The following is a 17,465-nucleotide window of genomic DNA, read 5'->3' as shown; positions in this document are numbered from 1 at the left end:
TAAAAAAATTACATATTTATATTAATAATGTCAAGATAACTTTTGTTTAGCAAGGCTTTCAGCCCTATCTTTAAATGCAGCAATTATTTTACTTTGTGTATATTTATATACTGAGTTTAATAAAGTGGAAAATGAGTTGGACTTAAACTTAAACTCTATATAAAACTTTACCATGGTTTTATTTTCATCTATGGGAATGAATTGCCATTCATTGTATAGATGTTTAAATATTCCATTTGATGATACAGCTTTTATCCAACTTTCATTTGTTCCACTTGGAGAAAGAGAAGTAACTTCTGATGTGTACCTTCCTTTAATTCCATGAAAAGCTGCGAGGAGATCCACAACCATTTGGTTGTTAATTTTTTCTTTTATATAAACGGCTTTGCACCAAGGAACAAAATCAGGATACCTTTCAACATCAATTACAATTTTGAATACTTCATTAGGCGAACATAGGAAGGTACCTTGTTCTCTGTATTGATGAAGCATAAATTTAGTACCAATCAAAAAAGGATCCGTATCTACCGTCAGCCTTAGTAGATTCCTGAGACCTGAAGTTAAGGTGGGCATCGCATATTAGTTTCAACGAAACCAGCAGAGGCAATTCCCTTCTCTAGAAATTATCGCTCGGGAAATTTAACTTAACTCATAACGCATAGCACAGACCCCTACTTGAATTATAGATGATTTACACAGGGCATGTCTATAGGTATATTAAAGTCAGCGATTATTATTTAATCTTTATTAAATTTTGCATTTTAAGTATTATAGTTTATCTTATGAAGATTACTAAAGTTTTAATCATTATTGTTTTTATTGTAATTTCTTCAAGTGCTTATACTAATTGTACAGATCACAAAATTTTTGTGCATACTATGAAGCAACAAGTGGATGGTATATCTACAAAAGGAAATAGAAAAAACCTAGAGCATGTACACGAAAAGCTTCAGGATGTCATTCAGAATAATGTTAACCTCAAAGGAATATCGCAATTCGTTATAGGGAAACATTGGGCTTTAGTTAAACAAAAAGAAAAAGAAGATTTTTTAAGAGAGTATGAAGTGTATCTTACGCGTTTGTGCGTTAAAATTTTATATAAATACATGCATGATAGTGAAATGATCATAATGAGTGCAAAAGCAGTTGACGATGAAACTTGCTTAATTGGTACAAGGTTCTCTTATGGCGATGAAGAATTTACAAATATTGATTTTAAAGTTACTAAAAATAACAGTTCTTTCTTGATAAGTGATGTTGTAATGAGTGGAATAAGTATTGCTATTAATCAACGTTCTCAATTTAGTGAGAAGATTGATACGCATGGTATAGCGAGCGTTATAGATGAATTAAGGTGCAATAATGATCTATATGCCTCATTGGCCTAAGCCACTTGGTAGCAGGCCGAATGATTTTTCTCTTGATCGCATAAAAGGCTTTCTTAGCAAACTAGATAACCCCGAGAAAAAAATGCCTCCCGTAATTCATATAGCTGGAACTAATGGGAAAGGCTCAACACTAGCATTTATAAGATATATAATGCAAGCAGCAGGGTATAAGGTACACGCATACACTTCTCCACATTTGGTGAATTTTAATGAAAGAATAGTTATTGCAGGCAGTTATATCGACGATAATGAATTATATAGCTTGTTAGAAGAATGCCGTGCCGTAATTGCAGAACAACCTATCACTCTGTTTGAAGCTGCAACTATTGCAGCTTTTTTAGCTTTTTCTCGTCATAAAGCCGATATAACTTTAGTTGAAGTGGGTATGGGTGGAAGGCTTGATGCAACAAATGTTATAGATAATCCGATTTTAACAATCATTACTTCCATTGCACTTGATCATACAGAATATCTTGGCCCTACTGTAGAAACCATAGCAGGTGAAAAAGCTGGAATAATGAAACCTAATATTCCTTGTGTAATAGCACCACAAAAAAAGTCTATAATGAATACACTAGAATTCCATGCAATAAATAAGAAATCTCCTTTATATAGAGGAGGCTTTGAATGGAATTGCAAAAAAAAGAACAACAAAATGGTTTTTCAATCAGCTATTCAATCAATAGAATTTCCTTTGCCGTCTTTAAAGGGTGATCACCAAATAATCAATGCAGGAAACGCCATTGCAGCATGTAGCATTTTGAGTGGAAAATATGGATTTGACATTGGAGAAGAGGATATCACTTCAGGTTTACAGCATACCTATTGGCCTGCACGACTGGAGCGTATAAAAGAGGGCAATTTAATTTCTTTATTACCAAAAGATTGGCAATTATTTTTAGATGGTGCGCACAATAATGATGGTGCTAGAGTGCTATCTCAGTGGGTAAGAGATAACTTTGCTGAAGGTGTCTATATAATTTTTGGTGTTACTTGTAACAGAAATGTAGAAGAGTTCTTAGAACACTTAAAACCATATATCAAACTACTATGTGCGGTTTGTGTTAAGTCTGAACCTAAAGCAACAAATACAAATTTGATTAGGGAAAAAGCCAATAACATAGAAATAAAGGCAGTTGAATGTGAATCAATTGGCGATGCAATATCAAATCACATATTAAAAGCCTCTATCTATAATGTAAAAACCATACTAATCTGTGGCTCGTTATTTCTAGCCAGAGATTTGAGTATGGAGAATAATCAACCCACTTCATGAGCTGAGGCGTTAAAAGCACCATCAACGCGAATTCTGGATTAAAGGAGAATAGAAAAGGCAAGAAAACAGGGTAAACTCAGCAGTTATAAAAAAACAGATGAGGTTAACCATGGAAGATATAACAAACTGTTTTGTTTGGTCGATGATTTTTGCAGAGATATAGAGAAAAATTTTGCAGGTAAACTACTGCCAAATGGTAAAAAACCCACAAGAACAACGGAAATTGAGCACTCCGAAATCATGACAATAATCCTGCTATATCAACAATCTCCGTGTAAAAATTTCAAAACTTTCTATCTACATTACCTAACGTTGCTCTACAAATCAGAGTTTCCAAAGTTGCCTTCATATACCAGGTTTGTTGCTCTAAAGCCTAGGGTTTTGTGGCATTTAGCAATGTTGTTGCATTGGCTTTGTGGACAGTCAGAAAACACTGGAATTTCATATATAGACACAACTCCCATTGCAGTTTGTCATGCAAAAAGAATATCCAAAAACAAAGTTTTTGCTGGAATTGCAAAATTAAGCAAGAGTACTTACGGCTGGTTTTTTGGTTTCAAATTACATATGGTAATCAATGAAAATGGTGAAATTCATTCACTTACGCTAACAAAAGGCAATGTTGATGATAGGATACCTGTGCCAAATCTGACGGAAAAATTAACCGGCCTTTTGTTTGGTGACAAAGGTTATATTGCAAAAGAGCTTTTTCAGAAGCTGTTTGACCGAGGTTTGAAACTTGTTACCAAGGTGAAAAAAGGTATGAAAAATGCATTGATTTCGCTAAATGAGAAGATTTTACTGAGAAAAAGGTCTATCATTGAGACTGTTTTTGGTTACCTAAAAAATAGACTAGAAATTGAACACACTCGCCATAGATCCCCTGTTAATTTTTTGGTTCATATCTTTTCTACTCTCATTTCCTATTCCATCAAATCCAAAAAGCCTTCTATTTCCTATACTTTCTTCCTTCCTTAATCCAGAATTCGCGTTGTAAGCTCTTTATCATCAACAAGAGGACTCACATTAATGGATGTTAATTTACTTGATAGGAAGTTTGAATGCAATTCAGCTACTGCTGCTATAGCAAACACTGCAGCCATAGCAAGTAGTCCTGCTCCTATCAATCCTGATGTCATTGCTCCTGCAACAATGCACCCTATTGTGGAGAGAGCACAACCTGCTACAAATGCAACGTGAAGATTTCTGTTATTGGGTTGGTTTTTAAGTAGGATATCTTTCTTAACTTGATCTGGATTTGCTTGACCATCTGAGTTTTCATTTTCTTGCATTTTTGGCTCTTTTTTTACAGTCTGCTCTGGCTGCACTTGAGTCTCGTTTTCTTTTGGGGATTCCAAATTTGATTCTAATAACTCAGTTTTTTCTCCACCCTCTGGTTGTAAGCCATTATCTTCTTCAACAGAGCTCAATGTTGAGTTTAAACTTTCCTCAGATGAAGTGCTTGCTATTGATGTTAAACTGTTTTTTCTACTATTTATTGGTGATATCGAGTTTTTTTCACTCAGTCCAGGTGAGTTTATTCCACTATCTGAACCACTACCGTTACCAAGCTTAGGAGTTTTTATATTCTTCTTTAATTGCTCCATAACTTTACTATATTTTCTAGATACCTCTTTCGGAATATCTAATTGGCCAAGTATTTTAGTATCACCACTTTTTTTCTCAGCTACATTCAAGGGTGTTTCTTGTGTGTTGTTTTGCTCTTCAATATGTCCTAGCTGCATTTGATCTTCAATATTTTCTTCAACAACATTTGGTATTGAGCTTACACTGCTGCTCCTGTTAGTAATATCCAAAATTGTTTTTACTATTTTTCCTCTTTTTGTTTGTGGTCTTTGTGATTGTTCTATTCCATTGCCAAATACTATAGATACAGCTAGTGCTTCTGATTTTATTACTTCATCTTTCAATACAGGAAGAAAGTTTTTGATATAATACTTATAATGTTTTTGATATTCCTCTTGTTTTTCCGGTGATTTTTCTAATTCAATTCGTTCTCTCAGCGATTTTTCTAATTTAGTTAATACCTCAGGGTCAGCCTCTTTCTTGAATAACTCTATGCATTCTTTCAGAGTTCTGTCTTTTTCAGATTGTGGGCTTGGATGTTTGTGCTCTTTTTTTGTTACCTTTTTGTATATAGTGTTGTGCAATTGTTGGTTAATATCTCCTGTATTATTCTGAGATTTTTTTAAAGGACTTAGCATAACATTCCTCCATACATAATAAAATGTATAGATACCTTTTTAGCGTTAATTTTACATTAAAACTGGGCAATTATGCCATATATGGATAATTTGCTTATTGTGAGGTCGCTTAACTATTTGCTTTCTGGGCTTTCTACTTCTACAGATTTGCTCTCAATATAATTGTTTGCATGTTGAACTAACATATTCACTACTTCTTTTACAGGCTTTTCCTTATCAACCATGCCAACACTTTGGCCAGCCATTAAAGATCCCGTTTCAACATCTCCATCAATTACTGCTCTTCTTAAAGCTCCAGCCCAGAATTTTTCTATTTCAAGCTGCCCATCTTCTTTTGAGATCTGTCCCTTTTGGTATTCATCAATAACTTCTTTTTGACGCTTCATAAAGTCATCGCTTGCTTTGTTGGCTATAGCTCTTACTGGAATTACAGGAAAATCAGCACTTATCTGTACAGAAGGTATTGCATTACGTGCGGCTGATTTAATAAACACTTCCTTAAAATTTTTGTGGGCAATTGATTCATTAGTGCAGACAAATAATGTACCTATTTGACAGCCACTTGCTCCCATTTCTAGGTAATTAACTATCATTTCACCTCTGCCTATTCCACCTGCGACAAACACTGGTATTTGTTCATTTTTAAAATGAGGTAATATCTCTTGTGCAAGAACAGAAGTGCTAACTGGCCCTATGTGCCCACCTGCTTCCATTCCTTCTATTATTAACGCATCTACTCCCATTTTTACTAACCTTTTCGCAAGGCTTAATGCTGGTGCAAAGCACATAACTTCAATGCCCGCACTCTTGATTTTTTCTATATTAGGCTTCGTTGGCAGTCCACCGGCAAGAACTATGTGGCTTACTTTCGTTTCAATACACACATCTATCAACTCACTCAACTTTGGGTGCATAGTAATTAGGTTTACACCAAATGGCTTGTTAGTTAATTTCTGTGTCTCTATGATTTCCTTTTCCAGTAAGTCTGGAAACATTGCACCACATGCAATTACACCAAAACCACCAGCGTTTGAGATTGCTGAAACCAAGTTTCTCTCTGAAACCCAGCTCATAGCACCACCCATTATCGCAAACTCACTGCCAAGAAAATCTGTTCCTTTTTTCCAGAGGCTACTTAACATATAACCTATATCATGCGTTTAAAAATGTTTTGTTTATCTATAAATGTGTGCTTCAAAGCGCCAAGTATATGTAAGATTATAAAGAGTACCATAAAATATGCAAGCATCGAATGTAGCTCATTAGCCGTGTTAGCTAGGTCTTTGTTTTGATTAAATCAACAAAGGGATATGAAAAAAATACTTGATCTTTTTGCCAGAAGCAGAAGACATGACATAGCCAGATAGTGGCATTAGCACCATTAAAGAATATAAACCAAAGTGTACTGTTTTACTTGCATTGATTACAAACCGAGAAAAATTTGCTGGAAGTGGTGGAACATAAGTAAAGACGCGAAAAAATATGCGTACTATGATTAATCCAAGAATAGTGATACCGCAAGCCTTATGAATAGCGTATATGTTGAACTTAATCTCATTGCTAAGTGGTAAGCTTTTCATATAAAGTCCAGAGCAAAGCATACCGATAATAAAAACAGCCATCAACCAATGGATAACTCTTAAACCTAGGCTATATTTATCGTTTTCCATTTTGATTACCCTAAAGTAGCATTTATATAATAGAAAAACTATTTTTCAATCAAAATTATTAAAGCAATTTAGATTTACCGACAATGTAGCTATACAAATTCAAGAGCAATCCTGTCATCTAGGTAGCTGATAACGCGAATTCTGGATTAAAGGAGAATAGAAAAGGCAAGAAAACAGGGTAAACTCAGCAGTTATAAAAAAACAGATGAGGTTAACCATGGAAGATATAACAAACTGTTTTGTTTGGTCGATGATTTTTGCAGAGATATAGAGAAAAATTTTGCAGGTAAACTACTGCCAAATGGTAAAAAACCCACAAGAACAACGGAAATTGAGCACTCCGAAATCATGACAATAATCCTGCTATATCAACAATCTCCGTGTAAAAATTTCAAAACTTTCTATCTACATTACCTAACGTTGCTCTACAAATCAGAGTTTCCAAAGTTGCCTTCATATACCAGGTTTGTTGCTCTAAAGCCTAGGGTTTTGTGGCATTTAGCAATGTTGTTGCATTGGCTTTGTGGACAGTCAGAAAACACTGGAATTTCATATATAGACACAACTCCCATTGCAGTTTGTCATGCAAAAAGAATATCCAAAAACAAAGTTTTTGCTGGAATTGCAAAATTAAGCAAGAGTACTTACGGCTGGTTTTTTGGTTTCAAATTACATATGGTAATCAATGAAAATGGTGAAATTCATTCACTTACGCTAACAAAAGGCAATGTTGATGATAGGATACCTGTGCCAAATCTGACGGAAAAATTAACCGGCCTTTTGTTTGGTGACAAAGGTTATATTGCAAAAGAGCTTTTTCAGAAGCTGTTTGACCGAGGTTTGAAACTTGTTACCAAGGTGAAAAAAGGTATGAAAAATGCATTGATTTCGCTAAATGAGAAGATTTTACTGAGAAAAAGGTCTATCATTGAGACTGTTTTTGGTTACCTAAAAAATAGACTAGAAATTGAACACACTCGCCATAGATCCCCTGTTAATTTTTTGGTTCATATCTTTTCTACTCTCATTTCCTATTCCATCAAATCCAAAAAGCCTTCTATTTCCTATACTTTCTTCCTTCCTTAATCCAGAATTCGCGTTTGCAGGTGCGGTTATTTAGGTGATGCAAGTAGATCGTGCAACAAAGCTCCAAAGTGTGGCACAGATTACAAAAACAAAATATCAGGACCATTGCTTGATAGAATAGACATATGCATTGAAATGCCAAACGTTAGCATACTCTCTCCTGAAATCTCTGTGGAGGGAGAAAGTACTAAGATCATGAGAGAAAGAGTGATAGCAGCGAGAAAAATTCAAACTGAGCGTTATAGTAAATTGAATGTTCGTTGTAACGCAGAAGTAAGCGGTGAAGCATTTAATAAATTTACTGAACCAGATCAGGCAGGGTTAGAATTGCTAAAATACGTACTGAAAGAAAATTACATTTCCAATCGAGGCTACACACGCGTATTAAAAGTTGCAAGAACCATTGCAGATCTTACAAAAAGTGAAGAAGTAAAAAGAGCACACATTGCTGAAGCGTTGAATTACAGAATAAGGGTATATTAAAAAATTAGTTTACTTGACAGACAATTTGTTTCATTATATACTGCCCTTAATGAAATTTTAACATTCTATTTAAGGAGTAGAGTTATGACAATAAATATTACAGCAGAAGATTCTTTCATTGGAGCTAATAAAACAGGATATAATAAGTCTGAGAAAGGGTTTTTGAATACAACCAAGGGAGTTGCTAGCGTAAATTGGCAATACGTATGTCACCATCCATACAAAACGGCCGCGACTTTTGTAGCAATTGCAGCAGCAATTTCGCTTACAGCTGCTTATTTTTTGAGCCCAGCTTATGCGGCTTTCGTTGGTACAGTTGGAACAAAAGCTGCAACACTCGTTAGTCCTGCTATTACTGCAGTATCTGCATTTTTAGTTGCTCATCCATTAGTTGCTAGTTTGATAGTTGTTGCTGCGGTGGCAGCTTTAATAGCTGCACCTGTGTATGCATGTCTGAACAGTAGTAAGGCAAGTCAAATTGATGCAGTGAAAGAAGTATTCAATAAGTGTGAAAAAGATAAAGATGGTGATAAGCCTGCAATGGATGGTGATAAGGTTAAAGTAAAGGATGGTGATGCATCAACGCTCTTGACTGAAATTGGAGTAGCAATTGGAGTAGTTCCAGCACCAGCAAAAGCATAATAAAGTAGCTTAAGCAGAATAAAAAGGGATAGGTTTCTATCCCTTTTTATAACATTTTCTATTTTTTTTGTATCGATAGAATGATACCTTCTAAAAATACAAAGTTATTATCTGTTATTTAAAATGTTATTAAGAATAAGTAAACCATATTTACTATTTTATGTCTATAGGAGTGAAAAGTATTTGCTTATTATTAAAAAAGCGGTAACTTATTATCAAGTGAATTCGCTAAATTTGAGTAATTTAAATGTCTATTGATCTTAGTCTGCCAGAGTTACCTATATTACACCCAAGGATTACCGTTGTGGGAGTAGGTGGTGCTGGTGGAAATGCTGTGAATAACATGATCCAATCTAATTTGCAAGGAGTGAATTTTGTTGTCGCAAATACCGATGCTCAAGCACTAGAAAAGTCTTTGTGTGATAAAAAAATTCAACTGGGTATTAACTTAACCAAGGGTCTTGGTGCTGGTGCTTTGCCTGATGTTGGCAAAGGTGCAGCAGAAGAATCAATTGATGAGATTATGGAGCATATAAAAGATAGTCATATGCTTTTCATCACAGCAGGAATGGGCGGTGGTACTGGAACCGGTGCAGCACCGGTAATTGCAAAAGCAGCCAGAGAAGCAAGAGCCGCAGTTAAGGATAGAGCGCCAAAAGAAAAAAAGATATTGACTGTTGGAGTTGTAACTAAACCGTTCGGTTTTGAAGGTGTGCGCCGTATGCGCACTGCAGAGTTTGGACTTGAAGAATTGCAAAAATACGTGGATACACTTATTGTCATTCCAAATCAGAATTTATTTAGAATTGCAAATGAAAAAACTACATTTTCTGATGCATTTAAACTTGCTGATAATGTTCTGCACATTGGCATCAGAGGAGTAACTGACTTGATGGTCATGCCAGGGCTTATTAATCTTGACTTCGCTGATATAGAAACAATAATGAGCGAGATGGGCAAAGCGATGATCGGCACCGGAGAGGCAGAAGGAGAAGATAGAGCAATTAGTGCTGCGGAAGCTGCAATATCCAATCCATTACTTGATAATGTATCAATGAAAGGTGCGCAAGGAATATTAATTAACATTACTGGTGGCGGAGATATGACTCTGTTTGAAGTTGATGCTGCAGCCAATAGAGTGCGTGAAGAAGTAGATGAAAATGCAAATATAATATTTGGTGCTACTTTTGATCAAGCGATGGAGGGAAGAGTTAGAGTTTCTGTTCTTGCAACTGGCATTGATGGTCGCAATAATAAATCAGAAACTTCACCTATAAGTCAGAGCGAAGACTCAGAGAAAGAGAAATTTAAGTGGCCCTATAGTCACAGTGAAAGTACGCAAGACAAAACACTGGAAACAAAACCAACTGAACAGGTAAGCGAAGGAGCTAAGTGGGGCAGCAATATCTATGATATACCAGCTTACTTAAGAAGAAAAAAATAATGCAACTTTGGCTACTCAAGTCAGAGCCAAGTGAATATTCATGGCAAAAAATGGAAAAGGAGCAGGTAGTTGAGTGGGGTGGCGTGCACAATTATCAAGCTCAAAATTACATGAAAATTATGAAAGTAAGCGATCTTGGGTTTTTTTATCATACAGGTAAAGAGAAAGCAATACTTGGAATCGTTGAAGTATTTAAAGAGTATTATCATGTCAATGATCCCAAGTTCGGATTAGTGAATGTAAAGTTTTTGAACCCTTTAAATAACCAAGTAACGTTAAATAATATAAAACAAAACCCACTTTTGAAAAATATGGCTATATTAAAACAACCACGTTTATCAATTGCCCCAGTTTCGGAAATTGAATGGAATGAAATAATAAGCATGAGTGATGTGTAATACCTGTCATTTCAGTTCCTAAATGATGTCATCTCAGCACGCAACGCACAGCTGTATGAATATTTGTCTCGAAGGCAGTGCATTAAACGTTATAGCCGATTTTGCATCAAACACAAAGGTGTCATTCCAGTGCGTGACACTGGAATGGCTTTGTTGCATCGCTACTTATGAAAGGCTAACTATAGTTAGGATTATAAGCAACCTATTGAAAATCTTGTTTTTTTGCAATCAATCTGATCAAATTTAAGAATAGTAATTTATTATTTATATTAATAAACTTAATTCTATTGAAAATAGCTAAAGCATTGAAATTCTTGAATTTTAGCCGGATTAGTGAGTGGTAGTGAAATTTCTTTTACTCAAATTTAGGTATTCACTGACCGTTCTTGTTATAAATACCAGAATAATAAGCTACTGATATTCTCCATCTTTTTTATCTTTAATCCATCATAGCTAGCGATGCAACAAAGCCAGTCCGGTGCTAGCATTTCCTTGAGGATCAAGATCTACCAATAAAGTGCTTTTTCCCACAGCAGCAAAGGCTGTCGACAAATTTATACTAGTTGTGGTTTTGCCAACTCCACCCTTTTGATTTGCTATTGCAATAATCTTGCTCACGCCTTTTATCTTATGTATAGAATAATTCTATTGTATATATGCAAGAAACTTTTGCATTAGAAAATTTTTTTGTTGCTAATCACACTAAAATTAGACTGTCTTTTTTGCTTTGTGTAACACACTTTGAACCTTGTTTCCTAATTCATTCAGAGTGAATGGTTTTGGCAAAAAGTGAAAATCTTCTATATTGATGTCATCACTCTTTAAAAAAGCATCTTCTGCATACCCAGAAATAAAAATAACGTTGATATTTGGCCTATGGATCAATGCTTCTTTAACTATTTCTGGGCCGCTCACCTCTGGCATGATTACATCAGTGATTATAAGATCTATATGTTGACTTTTTTTACTGATTATTTCTAGCGCCTCGCTGCCTATGCTTGCTTCTATTACATCAAATCCTTTTCTTTTGAGTGCTTTAGAGATGAATTCCCTTACTGAATCTTCATCTTCGATTAATAAAATTATACCATTACCTTTAATTTCACTTACTACCGGTTTTTCTGTTTCTTCACTATCTTCCTCTCTATCATTTTCATCTGATATGTAAACCATGGGCAAAAATATGCTAAATTTAGTTCCATGATTTACTTTGCTAGCAACATAGATGTATCCTTCAGTTTGTTTAATAATGCCATATACAGTAGAGAGGCCAAGACCTGTACCGGAAGCAATATCTTTAGTAGAAAAAAATGGATCAAAGATCTTTTCAGTTGTATCACTCGTCATTCCACATCCAGTATCAATTACTTCAATCACAACATAATTTCCATGTTCAATCGCTTCCTTGTCTGGAGAAAACATATCCTGAGGTGTAGAATTTAATGAGTCAATCTTTTGATTAAAGGTTCGTATAGTTAATTCTCCGCCCTTTTCCATAGCAGCACTAGCATTGACTGCTAAGTTAAGTATAACTTGCTCTAATTGCCCTTGATCAGCCCTAACAGCACCCAAGTCTCTACCATAATAAATATTAAATTTTATATTTTCACCTATTAATCTTTTTATCATTTCATAAAGATTAGCTATAGTATTATTTACATCAATAATTTTTAGCTGCAAGGTCTGTCTTCTTGAGAAAGCAAGCAATTGTCTTACTAAATTTGATCCACGCTTTGCATTTTGCTGTATCTGTATTATATCTCCAAAAGATGGATCACCAGCTGAGTGTTGGAGTAAAAGCAAATCGCAAAATCCTATTATCCCAGTCAATATATTGTTGAAGTCATGCGCAATACCACCTGCTAACTGCCCTATAGCTTGCATCTTTTGATAATGCTCAAGCTTTATCTCTAGGTTTTTGTGTTCAGTATTGTCAATAAAATAACAAAGTATGAAGATCATTTTATTATGAAGAAACTTATTGAAATATATTTTTATGTTATTACCGCCGTTGAGCTGTACATCAAAGGACGCATTATTTATTCTATTACTCGAAAAATATTCACGTATTTTCACATGATAACTATCCAATATCAATGTAAAGATTGAATTATTATCTGACCCTGCAAGCTTTATTAGTGCCGTATTTTTCTTTACAAAGTTGCCGTTTATGTCACATTGTGCAATAGCAATTGATGAATTTGCAAAACAAGGGTGTAATTGATAATCAACAAGATTTGATTCGGTTGGTGTTATAAAGCCATATATATAGCTATGGTTGTATTTATCACAAAATATAGCAGTGCTCATATAAGCCTTGAATGGAATACCACTTATAGTAAAAAACAAAATTTCATTATCGGTTATTGTATTGTTATACTTAGATTGAGATATAAAATCACTGATTGAGCTACCTTTTTCCAGTTTTTTCAGTTCAAATATGTCTAAAAATCTTTTATTTACAGATAAAATCACCCCTTTGGCATTTGCAATGTAAGTTCCTATACTGTGTTTTTCTATTAACTCTTCATATATCTGCTCCTTGTTTGTCTGTGTTGCTTTTAACACAAAATACCCATCTGGCCTTGCTATTGGCACTAATGATAAATTTAAAATCTTATTACTATTTATAGCAATTTGGGGATTATCTGGTATCGGCTCAAAGAGCAAAAGAAAGTTAGATACTCTATTCTTCTTGTTTAAGGAAATGCATACCTGTACAGAAGAGTTATTTTTTAGTGCATGATAGAGTACTTTTTTGTCTTCTTCTGAAACATCTCCTATTTCAAGAATCTTGCCCAACGTAATGTCATCATCTATATGATCTTTAAACCTTTCGTAGAACCTTGCATCAGCATAAATAATACCCTCATCTTTGTGTAAAATAAGGCAAAATTCTGTATTATGATTTAGTGCATTTGCAAATATTGCATTTTGAAATTCTATAATATTAAGTAGGTATCTGTAGCGTTTTACATTATATATCATAAAGAGAGTTGTTAGAATGCTAACTAATAAATTAATCTCTATATTAATATGCTGACTATATATATCAAAAAAGTAGAGTATCGATATTGCTACTGGAGGTAAGAGCATAATAACTGCCATCACAACAATTGACATTCCATAATTTCTTAGTATGAAGTCAACCCTGTTCTCTTTTTTGTTATCTATGTATCTTTTACTCATTATTGTTACTTGGCATCGTTGTACATACGAAAATGTTTTATTATATTGATTTAATTATTATAGATTTATTAACGTCTTTGATAGATAATTATCATCCAAATCTAATTAAGTTCCTTAAATATCAGATATAACAATGTTAATAAGCTAGCGAGAGGATATTATGGAAAAACAAAGAACACAAGCATTTAAGTGGTTCTGTGCACTAAGAGATAAGATTATAGAATCTTTCTTATTAATTGAAAAACAATCATCCGCAGAGCCAAAGATCGAAAAGAGAAAGTGGGATCGCCCAGGTGGTGGAGGTGGTGAATCTACAATTATTTTTGGTAATGTTTTTGAAAAAGTTGGAGTAAACGTTTCAAAAGTACACGGAAAATTTGCAGATTCAGCCATTAATGAGATTCCTGGTGCAAGTGAAAGTAACGGAGAGTTTTGGGCAAGCGGTATATCTTTAGTGTCTCATATGCAATCGCCCCTTATCCCTGCAGCGCATATGAACACAAGGCTGATATATACTTCAAAACAATGGTTTGGTGGAGGAATGGATTTTACGCCGATATATAAAAATGAAGAAGATTGCAAGTATATTCATGAATTAATCAAAATGACATGTGATAGATTTGACACCGGATATTATCCAAAATTTAAAGAGCAATGTGACAACTATTTTTTCTTACAACACAGAAAAGAGCCGCGTGGCATTGGTGGTATTTTCTATGATAATCTGAGTTCTGGCAATTGGGAGAATGATTTTGAGTTCACAAAAGCAGTAGGTGAAGCCTTTTTGGAAATTTATTTGCACATCATACGTAAACATATACAAAAATCTTGGACAAAAGAACAACGAGAAAATCAATTAATAAAACGTGGCAGATATGTAGAATTCAATCTGTTATACGATCGTGGCACAAGGTTTGGTTTGATGACTGACGGCAATCCAGATGCAATTATGATGTCAATGCCACCACTTGTTAAGTGGGTGTAAATCACTCTTATTACAAATTGGGATTTCACAAAAACTGCTTGTGTCGTAAAACAATTGAATTGACTTTATGTGCATAATCAATATAACTTGAGTTATTAACATTGACTCTTTCGTCTAGTGGTTAGGACACCACCCTTTCACGGTGGTAACACGGGTTCAAATCCCGTAAGAGTCACTCAAATAGAATATAATTAAAGTTTTAAATGGGAAAAATTAGGCTTTATGTTGAAGAAGCTTTATCACAAGGCGTGAGTTTAGCACTTAATCCACAACAAAGTCACTATATTTGCAATGTAATGCGGCTTAAGAAGTATGATAATCTCTCTCTTTTTAATGGAAAAGATGGAGAATGGTTAGGAGAAGTAGTTAATATATCGCGTAAATTGACAAAAGTTACACTCAAAACGCGAATTCTGGATTAAGGAAGGAAGAAAGTATAGGAAATAGAAGGCTTTTTGGATTTGATGGAATAGGAAATGAGAGTAGAAAAGATATGAACCAAAAAATTAACAGGGGATCTATGGCGAGTGTGTTCAATTTCTAACGCGAATTCTGGATTAATAGATGAGTTTACCCTGTTTTCTTGCCTTTTCTATTCTCCTTTAATCCAGAATTCGCGTTCTTTGCTTACACTGGTATCGATAATAAAGTCACTCATCTTCCTTTTCTCCTCAATAGATAACTGAACATTGGAGATTAAATTTAGCTTTTCTTTATCTATGTTGCGTTCGTTAAGTCTTTGAGCTTGCACAACGCTATCTGCATGGACGAAAACAATAAGGTTGCAATATAAATAAAATTTTGTTTCTAATAGAAGTGGCACATCTAAAACTAAAAGTTTTCTATCGATCTTTATTTCCTTAGCAATAAAAAGTTCTAGTTCATTTCGCACAACGGCATGAACCAAAGATTGAAATTGTTTCCAATTTTCATCGTAGGCTAAGAAATATTTAGACAGTACTGTTCTATCTATTTCACCATTTACTACCACTCCAGGAAAATTTTTTTCTGCATAGCTTATTATGCTTTTATCCACTTTATAAAGTTGGTGTACAACAGAATCAGCATCAAATACAGCAGCACCAAACTCTTGAAAGCAATTAGCTACAAAGCTCTTTCCTACACCAATTCCCCCTGTTAGACCTATGATCATATAGCAAAATACATCAGACTCTTTTCGAAACTATAGCTAAGGTTTCTCTATATATATTAACTAGATTTTCTAGATCCCAGTGGGCTTTGTTGCATAGCACCTTAAACGCGAATTCTGGATTAAGGAAGGAAGAAAGTATAGGAAATAGAAGGCTTTTTGGATTTGATGGAATAGGAAATGAGAGTAGAAAAGATATGAACCAAAAAATTAACAGGGGATCTATGGCGAGTGTGTTCAATTTCTAGTCTATTTTTTAGGTAACCAAAAACAGTCTCAATGATAGACCTTTTTCTCAGTAAAATCTTCTCATTTAGCGAAATCAATGCATTTTTCATACCTTTTTTCACCTTGGTAACAAGTTTCAAACCTCGGTCAAACAGCTTCTGAAAAAGCTCTTTTGCAATATAACCTTTGTCACCAAACAAAAGGCCGGTTAATTTTTCCGTCAGATTTGGCACAGGTATCCTATCATCAACATTGCCTTTTGTTAGCGTAAGTGAATGAATTTCACCATTTTCATTGATTACCATATGTAATTTGAAACCAAAAAACCAGCCGTAAGTACTCTTGCTTAATTTTGCAATTCCAGCAAAAACTTTGTTTTTGGATATTCTTTTTGCATGACAAACTGCAATGGGAGTTGTGTCTATATATGAAATTCCAGTGTTTTCTGACTGTCCACAAAGCCAATGCAACAACATTGCTAAATGCCACAAAACCCTAGGCTTTAGAGCAACAAACCTGGTATATGAAGGCAACTTTGGAAACTCTGATTTGTAGAGCAACGTTAGGTAATGTAGATAGAAAGTTTTGAAATTTTTACACGGAGATTGTTGATATAGCAGGATTATTGTCATGATTTCGGAGTGCTCAATTTCCGTTGTTCTTGTGGGTTTTTTACCATTTGGCAGTAGTTTACCTGCAAAATTTTTCTCTATATCTCTGCAAAAATCATCGACCAAACAAAACAGTTTGTTATATCTTCCATGGTTAACCTCATCTGTTTTTTTATAACTGCTGAGTTTACCCTGTTTTCTTGCCTTTTCTATTCTCCTTTAATCCAGAATTCGCGTATAAAGCCTCTACTCCATTTCCCCTTGGGCAAATTACTCCTTTATTTGTCTGTTTTGCATTGATTGCTGTTGGCAGCACACCTGAAACTGGAATAACTCTGCCATCAAGGGCAAGCTCACCCATAATGATATAAGACTGAACTTTTTCAACTGGTATCACATTCATTACAACAAGTAGTCCAATAGCAATAGCCAAGTCATAATGACTGCCTTCTTTCAGCAAATCCGCAGGGGAGAGATTAACTGTAATTCTTTTTGGAGGTAGTAGTAGATTGATTGAATTTAACGCTGCTCTGATGCGCTCTTTGGATTCTGCAACAGTTTTATCCGGTAATCCAACAATATTAAAAGCTGGAATACCATTTGCCATATGAATTTGTGCATTGACATTTACTGTGCTAATTCCCTGAAGCGCAACGGTATTTATATTTGCAATCATAATATATTATATAA

Annotated in this window: 16 protein-coding genes, 1 tRNA gene, 1 other RNA gene and 6 pseudogenes; 13 read left to right on the top strand and 11 right to left on the bottom strand. The window is 34.6% G+C overall.

Annotated features, from left to right (window positions below; genetic code table 11):
- Nucleotides 1–30: 30 nt before the first annotated feature.
- Together AAGD95_RS06350 and ssrS are read right to left on the bottom strand one after the other, a co-directional pair.
- Entirely contained in the window at nt 31–492 is a 462-nt protein-coding gene (locus tag AAGD95_RS06350) for a type II toxin-antitoxin system RatA family toxin (protein WP_341812822.1), read from the bottom strand.
- Nucleotides 493–511: 19 nt separating this feature from the next.
- Nucleotides 512–673: non-coding RNA, 6S RNA (ssrS, locus tag AAGD95_RS06345), on the bottom strand.
- A 109-nt stretch (nt 674–782) separates the two neighbouring features.
- Between ssrS and AAGD95_RS06340 the strand changes: the two genes are divergently transcribed.
- The 3 genes from AAGD95_RS06340 (at nt 783) to AAGD95_RS06330 (ending at nt 3,642) form a co-directional block, all read left to right on the top strand.
- Nucleotides 783–1,388, top strand: a complete 606-nt coding sequence (locus AAGD95_RS06340; protein WP_341818503.1) for an ABC transporter substrate-binding protein — start codon at nt 783–785, stop codon at nt 1,386–1,388.
- Nucleotides 1,363–2,664, top strand: coding sequence for a folylpolyglutamate synthase/dihydrofolate synthase family protein (locus AAGD95_RS06335; protein WP_341818502.1), 1,302 nt, complete (start codon nt 1,363–1,365; stop codon nt 2,662–2,664). Before AAGD95_RS06340 ends, AAGD95_RS06335 begins: the two co-directional genes overlap by 26 nt.
- A gap of 126 nt (nt 2,665–2,790) precedes the next feature.
- Nucleotides 2,791–3,642 carry an IS982 family transposase gene (locus tag AAGD95_RS06330; RefSeq protein ID WP_410542088.1) on the top strand — a complete coding sequence of 284 codons (852 nt, stop codon included), beginning with the start codon at nt 2,791–2,793 and terminating at the stop codon, nt 3,640–3,642.
- Here the strand turns inward: AAGD95_RS06330 and AAGD95_RS06325 are convergent.
- The 3 genes and pseudogenes from AAGD95_RS06325 to AAGD95_RS06315 form a co-directional block, all read right to left on the bottom strand.
- Nucleotides 3,639–4,889 (bottom strand): hypothetical protein, encoded by a 1,251-nt coding sequence (locus tag AAGD95_RS06325; RefSeq protein ID WP_341818501.1) that lies wholly within the window; start codon nt 4,887–4,889, stop codon nt 3,639–3,641. The two genes, AAGD95_RS06330 and AAGD95_RS06325, sit on opposite strands and share 4 nt — an antisense overlap.
- A gap of 113 nt (nt 4,890–5,002) precedes the next feature.
- Nucleotides 5,003–6,031 (bottom strand): nitronate monooxygenase, encoded by a 1,029-nt coding sequence (locus tag AAGD95_RS06320; RefSeq protein ID WP_341818500.1) that lies wholly within the window; start codon nt 6,029–6,031, stop codon nt 5,003–5,005.
- 5 nt (nt 6,032–6,036) lie between these two features.
- Nucleotides 6,037–6,559, bottom strand: a pseudogene (locus tag AAGD95_RS06315) (cytochrome b).
- 234 nt (nt 6,560–6,793) lie between these two features.
- On the opposite strand from AAGD95_RS06315, the gene AAGD95_RS06310 reads away from it, so the two are divergent.
- The 6 genes and pseudogenes from AAGD95_RS06310 to AAGD95_RS06285 all read left to right on the top strand — a co-directional run bounded on the left by AAGD95_RS06310 (nt 6,794) and on the right by AAGD95_RS06285 (nt 10,612).
- Nucleotides 6,794–7,645, top strand: a complete 852-nt coding sequence (locus AAGD95_RS06310) for an IS982 family transposase (RefSeq protein WP_410542088.1) — start codon at nt 6,794–6,796, stop codon at nt 7,643–7,645.
- Nucleotides 7,646–7,651: 6 nt separating this feature from the next.
- A pseudogene (locus AAGD95_RS06305) lies at nt 7,652–7,735 on the top strand (hypothetical protein); the annotation flags it as partial.
- A 15-nt stretch (nt 7,736–7,750) separates the two neighbouring features.
- Nucleotides 7,751–8,128 carry a hypothetical protein gene (locus AAGD95_RS06300; protein WP_341818499.1) on the top strand — a complete coding sequence of 126 codons (378 nt, stop codon included), beginning with the start codon at nt 7,751–7,753 and terminating at the stop codon, nt 8,126–8,128.
- A gap of 84 nt (nt 8,129–8,212) precedes the next feature.
- On the top strand, nt 8,213–8,770 hold the full coding sequence (locus tag AAGD95_RS06295) for a hypothetical protein (protein ID WP_341818498.1): 558 nt from the start codon (nt 8,213–8,215) through the stop codon (nt 8,768–8,770).
- Between the two features lie 247 nt (nt 8,771–9,017).
- The gene (ftsZ, locus tag AAGD95_RS06290) at nt 9,018–10,214 is read left to right on the top strand and encodes a cell division protein FtsZ (RefSeq protein WP_341818497.1); all 1,197 of its coding nucleotides are present in this window, start codon (nt 9,018–9,020) and stop codon (nt 10,212–10,214) included.
- Nucleotides 10,214–10,612, top strand: a complete 399-nt coding sequence (locus tag AAGD95_RS06285) for an EVE domain-containing protein (RefSeq protein WP_341818496.1) — start codon at nt 10,214–10,216, stop codon at nt 10,610–10,612. Before ftsZ ends, AAGD95_RS06285 begins: the two co-directional genes overlap by 1 nt.
- 456 nt (nt 10,613–11,068) lie before the next feature.
- On the opposite strand, the pseudogene AAGD95_RS06280 reads toward AAGD95_RS06285, so the two are convergent.
- Nucleotides 11,069–11,230: pseudogene (locus tag AAGD95_RS06280) on the bottom strand (ParA family protein); the annotation flags it as partial.
- 90 nt (nt 11,231–11,320) lie between these two features.
- The gene (locus AAGD95_RS06275; protein ID WP_341818495.1) at nt 11,321–13,801 is read right to left on the bottom strand and encodes a response regulator; all 2,481 of its coding nucleotides are present in this window, start codon (nt 13,799–13,801) and stop codon (nt 11,321–11,323) included.
- 160 nt (nt 13,802–13,961) lie between these two features.
- On the opposite strand from AAGD95_RS06275, the gene hemF reads away from it, so the two are divergent.
- From hemF to AAGD95_RS06260, 3 genes and pseudogenes are all read left to right on the top strand, one after another.
- Nucleotides 13,962–14,786, top strand: a complete 825-nt coding sequence (hemF, locus tag AAGD95_RS06270; RefSeq protein WP_265026170.1) for an oxygen-dependent coproporphyrinogen oxidase — start codon at nt 13,962–13,964, stop codon at nt 14,784–14,786.
- A 103-nt stretch (nt 14,787–14,889) separates the two neighbouring features.
- Nucleotides 14,890–14,961, top strand: a tRNA-Glu gene (locus tag AAGD95_RS06265).
- Nucleotides 14,962–14,989: 28 nt separating this feature from the next.
- Nucleotides 14,990–15,196 (top strand): annotated as a pseudogene (locus tag AAGD95_RS06260) (RNA methyltransferase PUA domain-containing protein); the annotation flags it as partial.
- 8 nt (nt 15,197–15,204) lie between these two features.
- Here the strand turns inward: AAGD95_RS06260 and AAGD95_RS06255 are convergent.
- The 3 genes and pseudogenes from AAGD95_RS06255 to AAGD95_RS06245 form a co-directional block, all read right to left on the bottom strand.
- Nucleotides 15,205–15,327, bottom strand: a pseudogene (locus tag AAGD95_RS06255) (IS982 family transposase); the annotation flags it as partial.
- A 51-nt stretch (nt 15,328–15,378) separates the two neighbouring features.
- Complete coding sequence (gene coaE / locus AAGD95_RS06250) at nt 15,379–15,939, bottom strand: dephospho-CoA kinase (protein WP_341818396.1); 561 nt, start codon at nt 15,937–15,939, stop codon at nt 15,379–15,381.
- Between the two features lie 119 nt (nt 15,940–16,058).
- The gene (locus AAGD95_RS06245) at nt 16,059–16,910 is read right to left on the bottom strand and encodes an IS982 family transposase (protein WP_410542088.1); all 852 of its coding nucleotides are present in this window, start codon (nt 16,908–16,910) and stop codon (nt 16,059–16,061) included.
- Nucleotides 16,911–16,925: 15 nt separating this feature from the next.
- Between AAGD95_RS06245 and AAGD95_RS06490 the strand changes: the two genes are divergently transcribed.
- Entirely contained in the window at nt 16,926–17,075 is a 150-nt protein-coding gene (locus AAGD95_RS06490; RefSeq protein WP_410542076.1) for a hypothetical protein, read from the top strand.
- Here the strand turns inward: AAGD95_RS06490 and AAGD95_RS06240 are convergent.
- Nucleotides 17,002–17,451, bottom strand: a pseudogene (locus AAGD95_RS06240) (magnesium chelatase domain-containing protein); the annotation flags it as partial. The gene AAGD95_RS06490 and the pseudogene AAGD95_RS06240 sit on opposite strands and share 74 nt — an antisense overlap.
- Nucleotides 17,452–17,465 lie beyond the last annotated feature (14 nt).

The organism is Wolbachia endosymbiont (group B) of Ennomos erosarius (genome assembly GCF_964026905.1).
Classification (GTDB): Bacteria; Pseudomonadota; Alphaproteobacteria; order Rickettsiales; family Anaplasmataceae; genus Wolbachia.
Note: the sequence above shows the minus strand (reverse complement) of the source record. Positions and strands in the feature narration are given on the sequence as shown.

Bases quoted from the DNA above. Each gene is read 5' to 3' on its own strand.
- AAGD95_RS06490 (WP_410542076.1), top strand. From the start codon at position 16,926: ATGGTTAACCTCATCTGTTTTTTTATAACTGCTGAGTTTACCCTGTTT.
- AAGD95_RS06335 (WP_341818502.1), top strand. From the start codon at position 1,363: ATGATCTATATGCCTCATTGGCCTAAGCCACTTGGTAGCAGGCCGAAT.
- hemF (WP_265026170.1), top strand. From the start codon at position 13,962: ATGGAAAAACAAAGAACACAAGCATTTAAGTGGTTCTGTGCACTAAGA.
- AAGD95_RS06340 (WP_341818503.1), top strand. From the start codon at position 783: ATGAAGATTACTAAAGTTTTAATCATTATTGTTTTTATTGTAATTTCT.
- AAGD95_RS06295 (WP_341818498.1), top strand. From the start codon at position 8,213: ATGACAATAAATATTACAGCAGAAGATTCTTTCATTGGAGCTAATAAA.
- AAGD95_RS06350 (WP_341812822.1), bottom strand. From the start codon at position 492: ATGCTTCATCAATACAGAGAACAAGGTACCTTCCTATGTTCGCCTAAT.
- AAGD95_RS06285 (WP_341818496.1), top strand. From the start codon at position 10,214: ATGCAACTTTGGCTACTCAAGTCAGAGCCAAGTGAATATTCATGGCAA.
- AAGD95_RS06325 (WP_341818501.1), bottom strand. From the start codon at position 4,889: ATGCTAAGTCCTTTAAAAAAATCTCAGAATAATACAGGAGATATTAAC.
- coaE (WP_341818396.1), bottom strand. From the start codon at position 15,939: ATGATCATAGGTCTAACAGGGGGAATTGGTGTAGGAAAGAGCTTTGTA.
- ftsZ (WP_341818497.1), top strand. From the start codon at position 9,018: ATGTCTATTGATCTTAGTCTGCCAGAGTTACCTATATTACACCCAAGG.
- AAGD95_RS06320 (WP_341818500.1), bottom strand. From the start codon at position 6,031: ATGTTAAGTAGCCTCTGGAAAAAAGGAACAGATTTTCTTGGCAGTGAG.
- AAGD95_RS06275 (WP_341818495.1), bottom strand. From the start codon at position 13,801: ATGAGTAAAAGATACATAGATAACAAAAAAGAGAACAGGGTTGACTTC.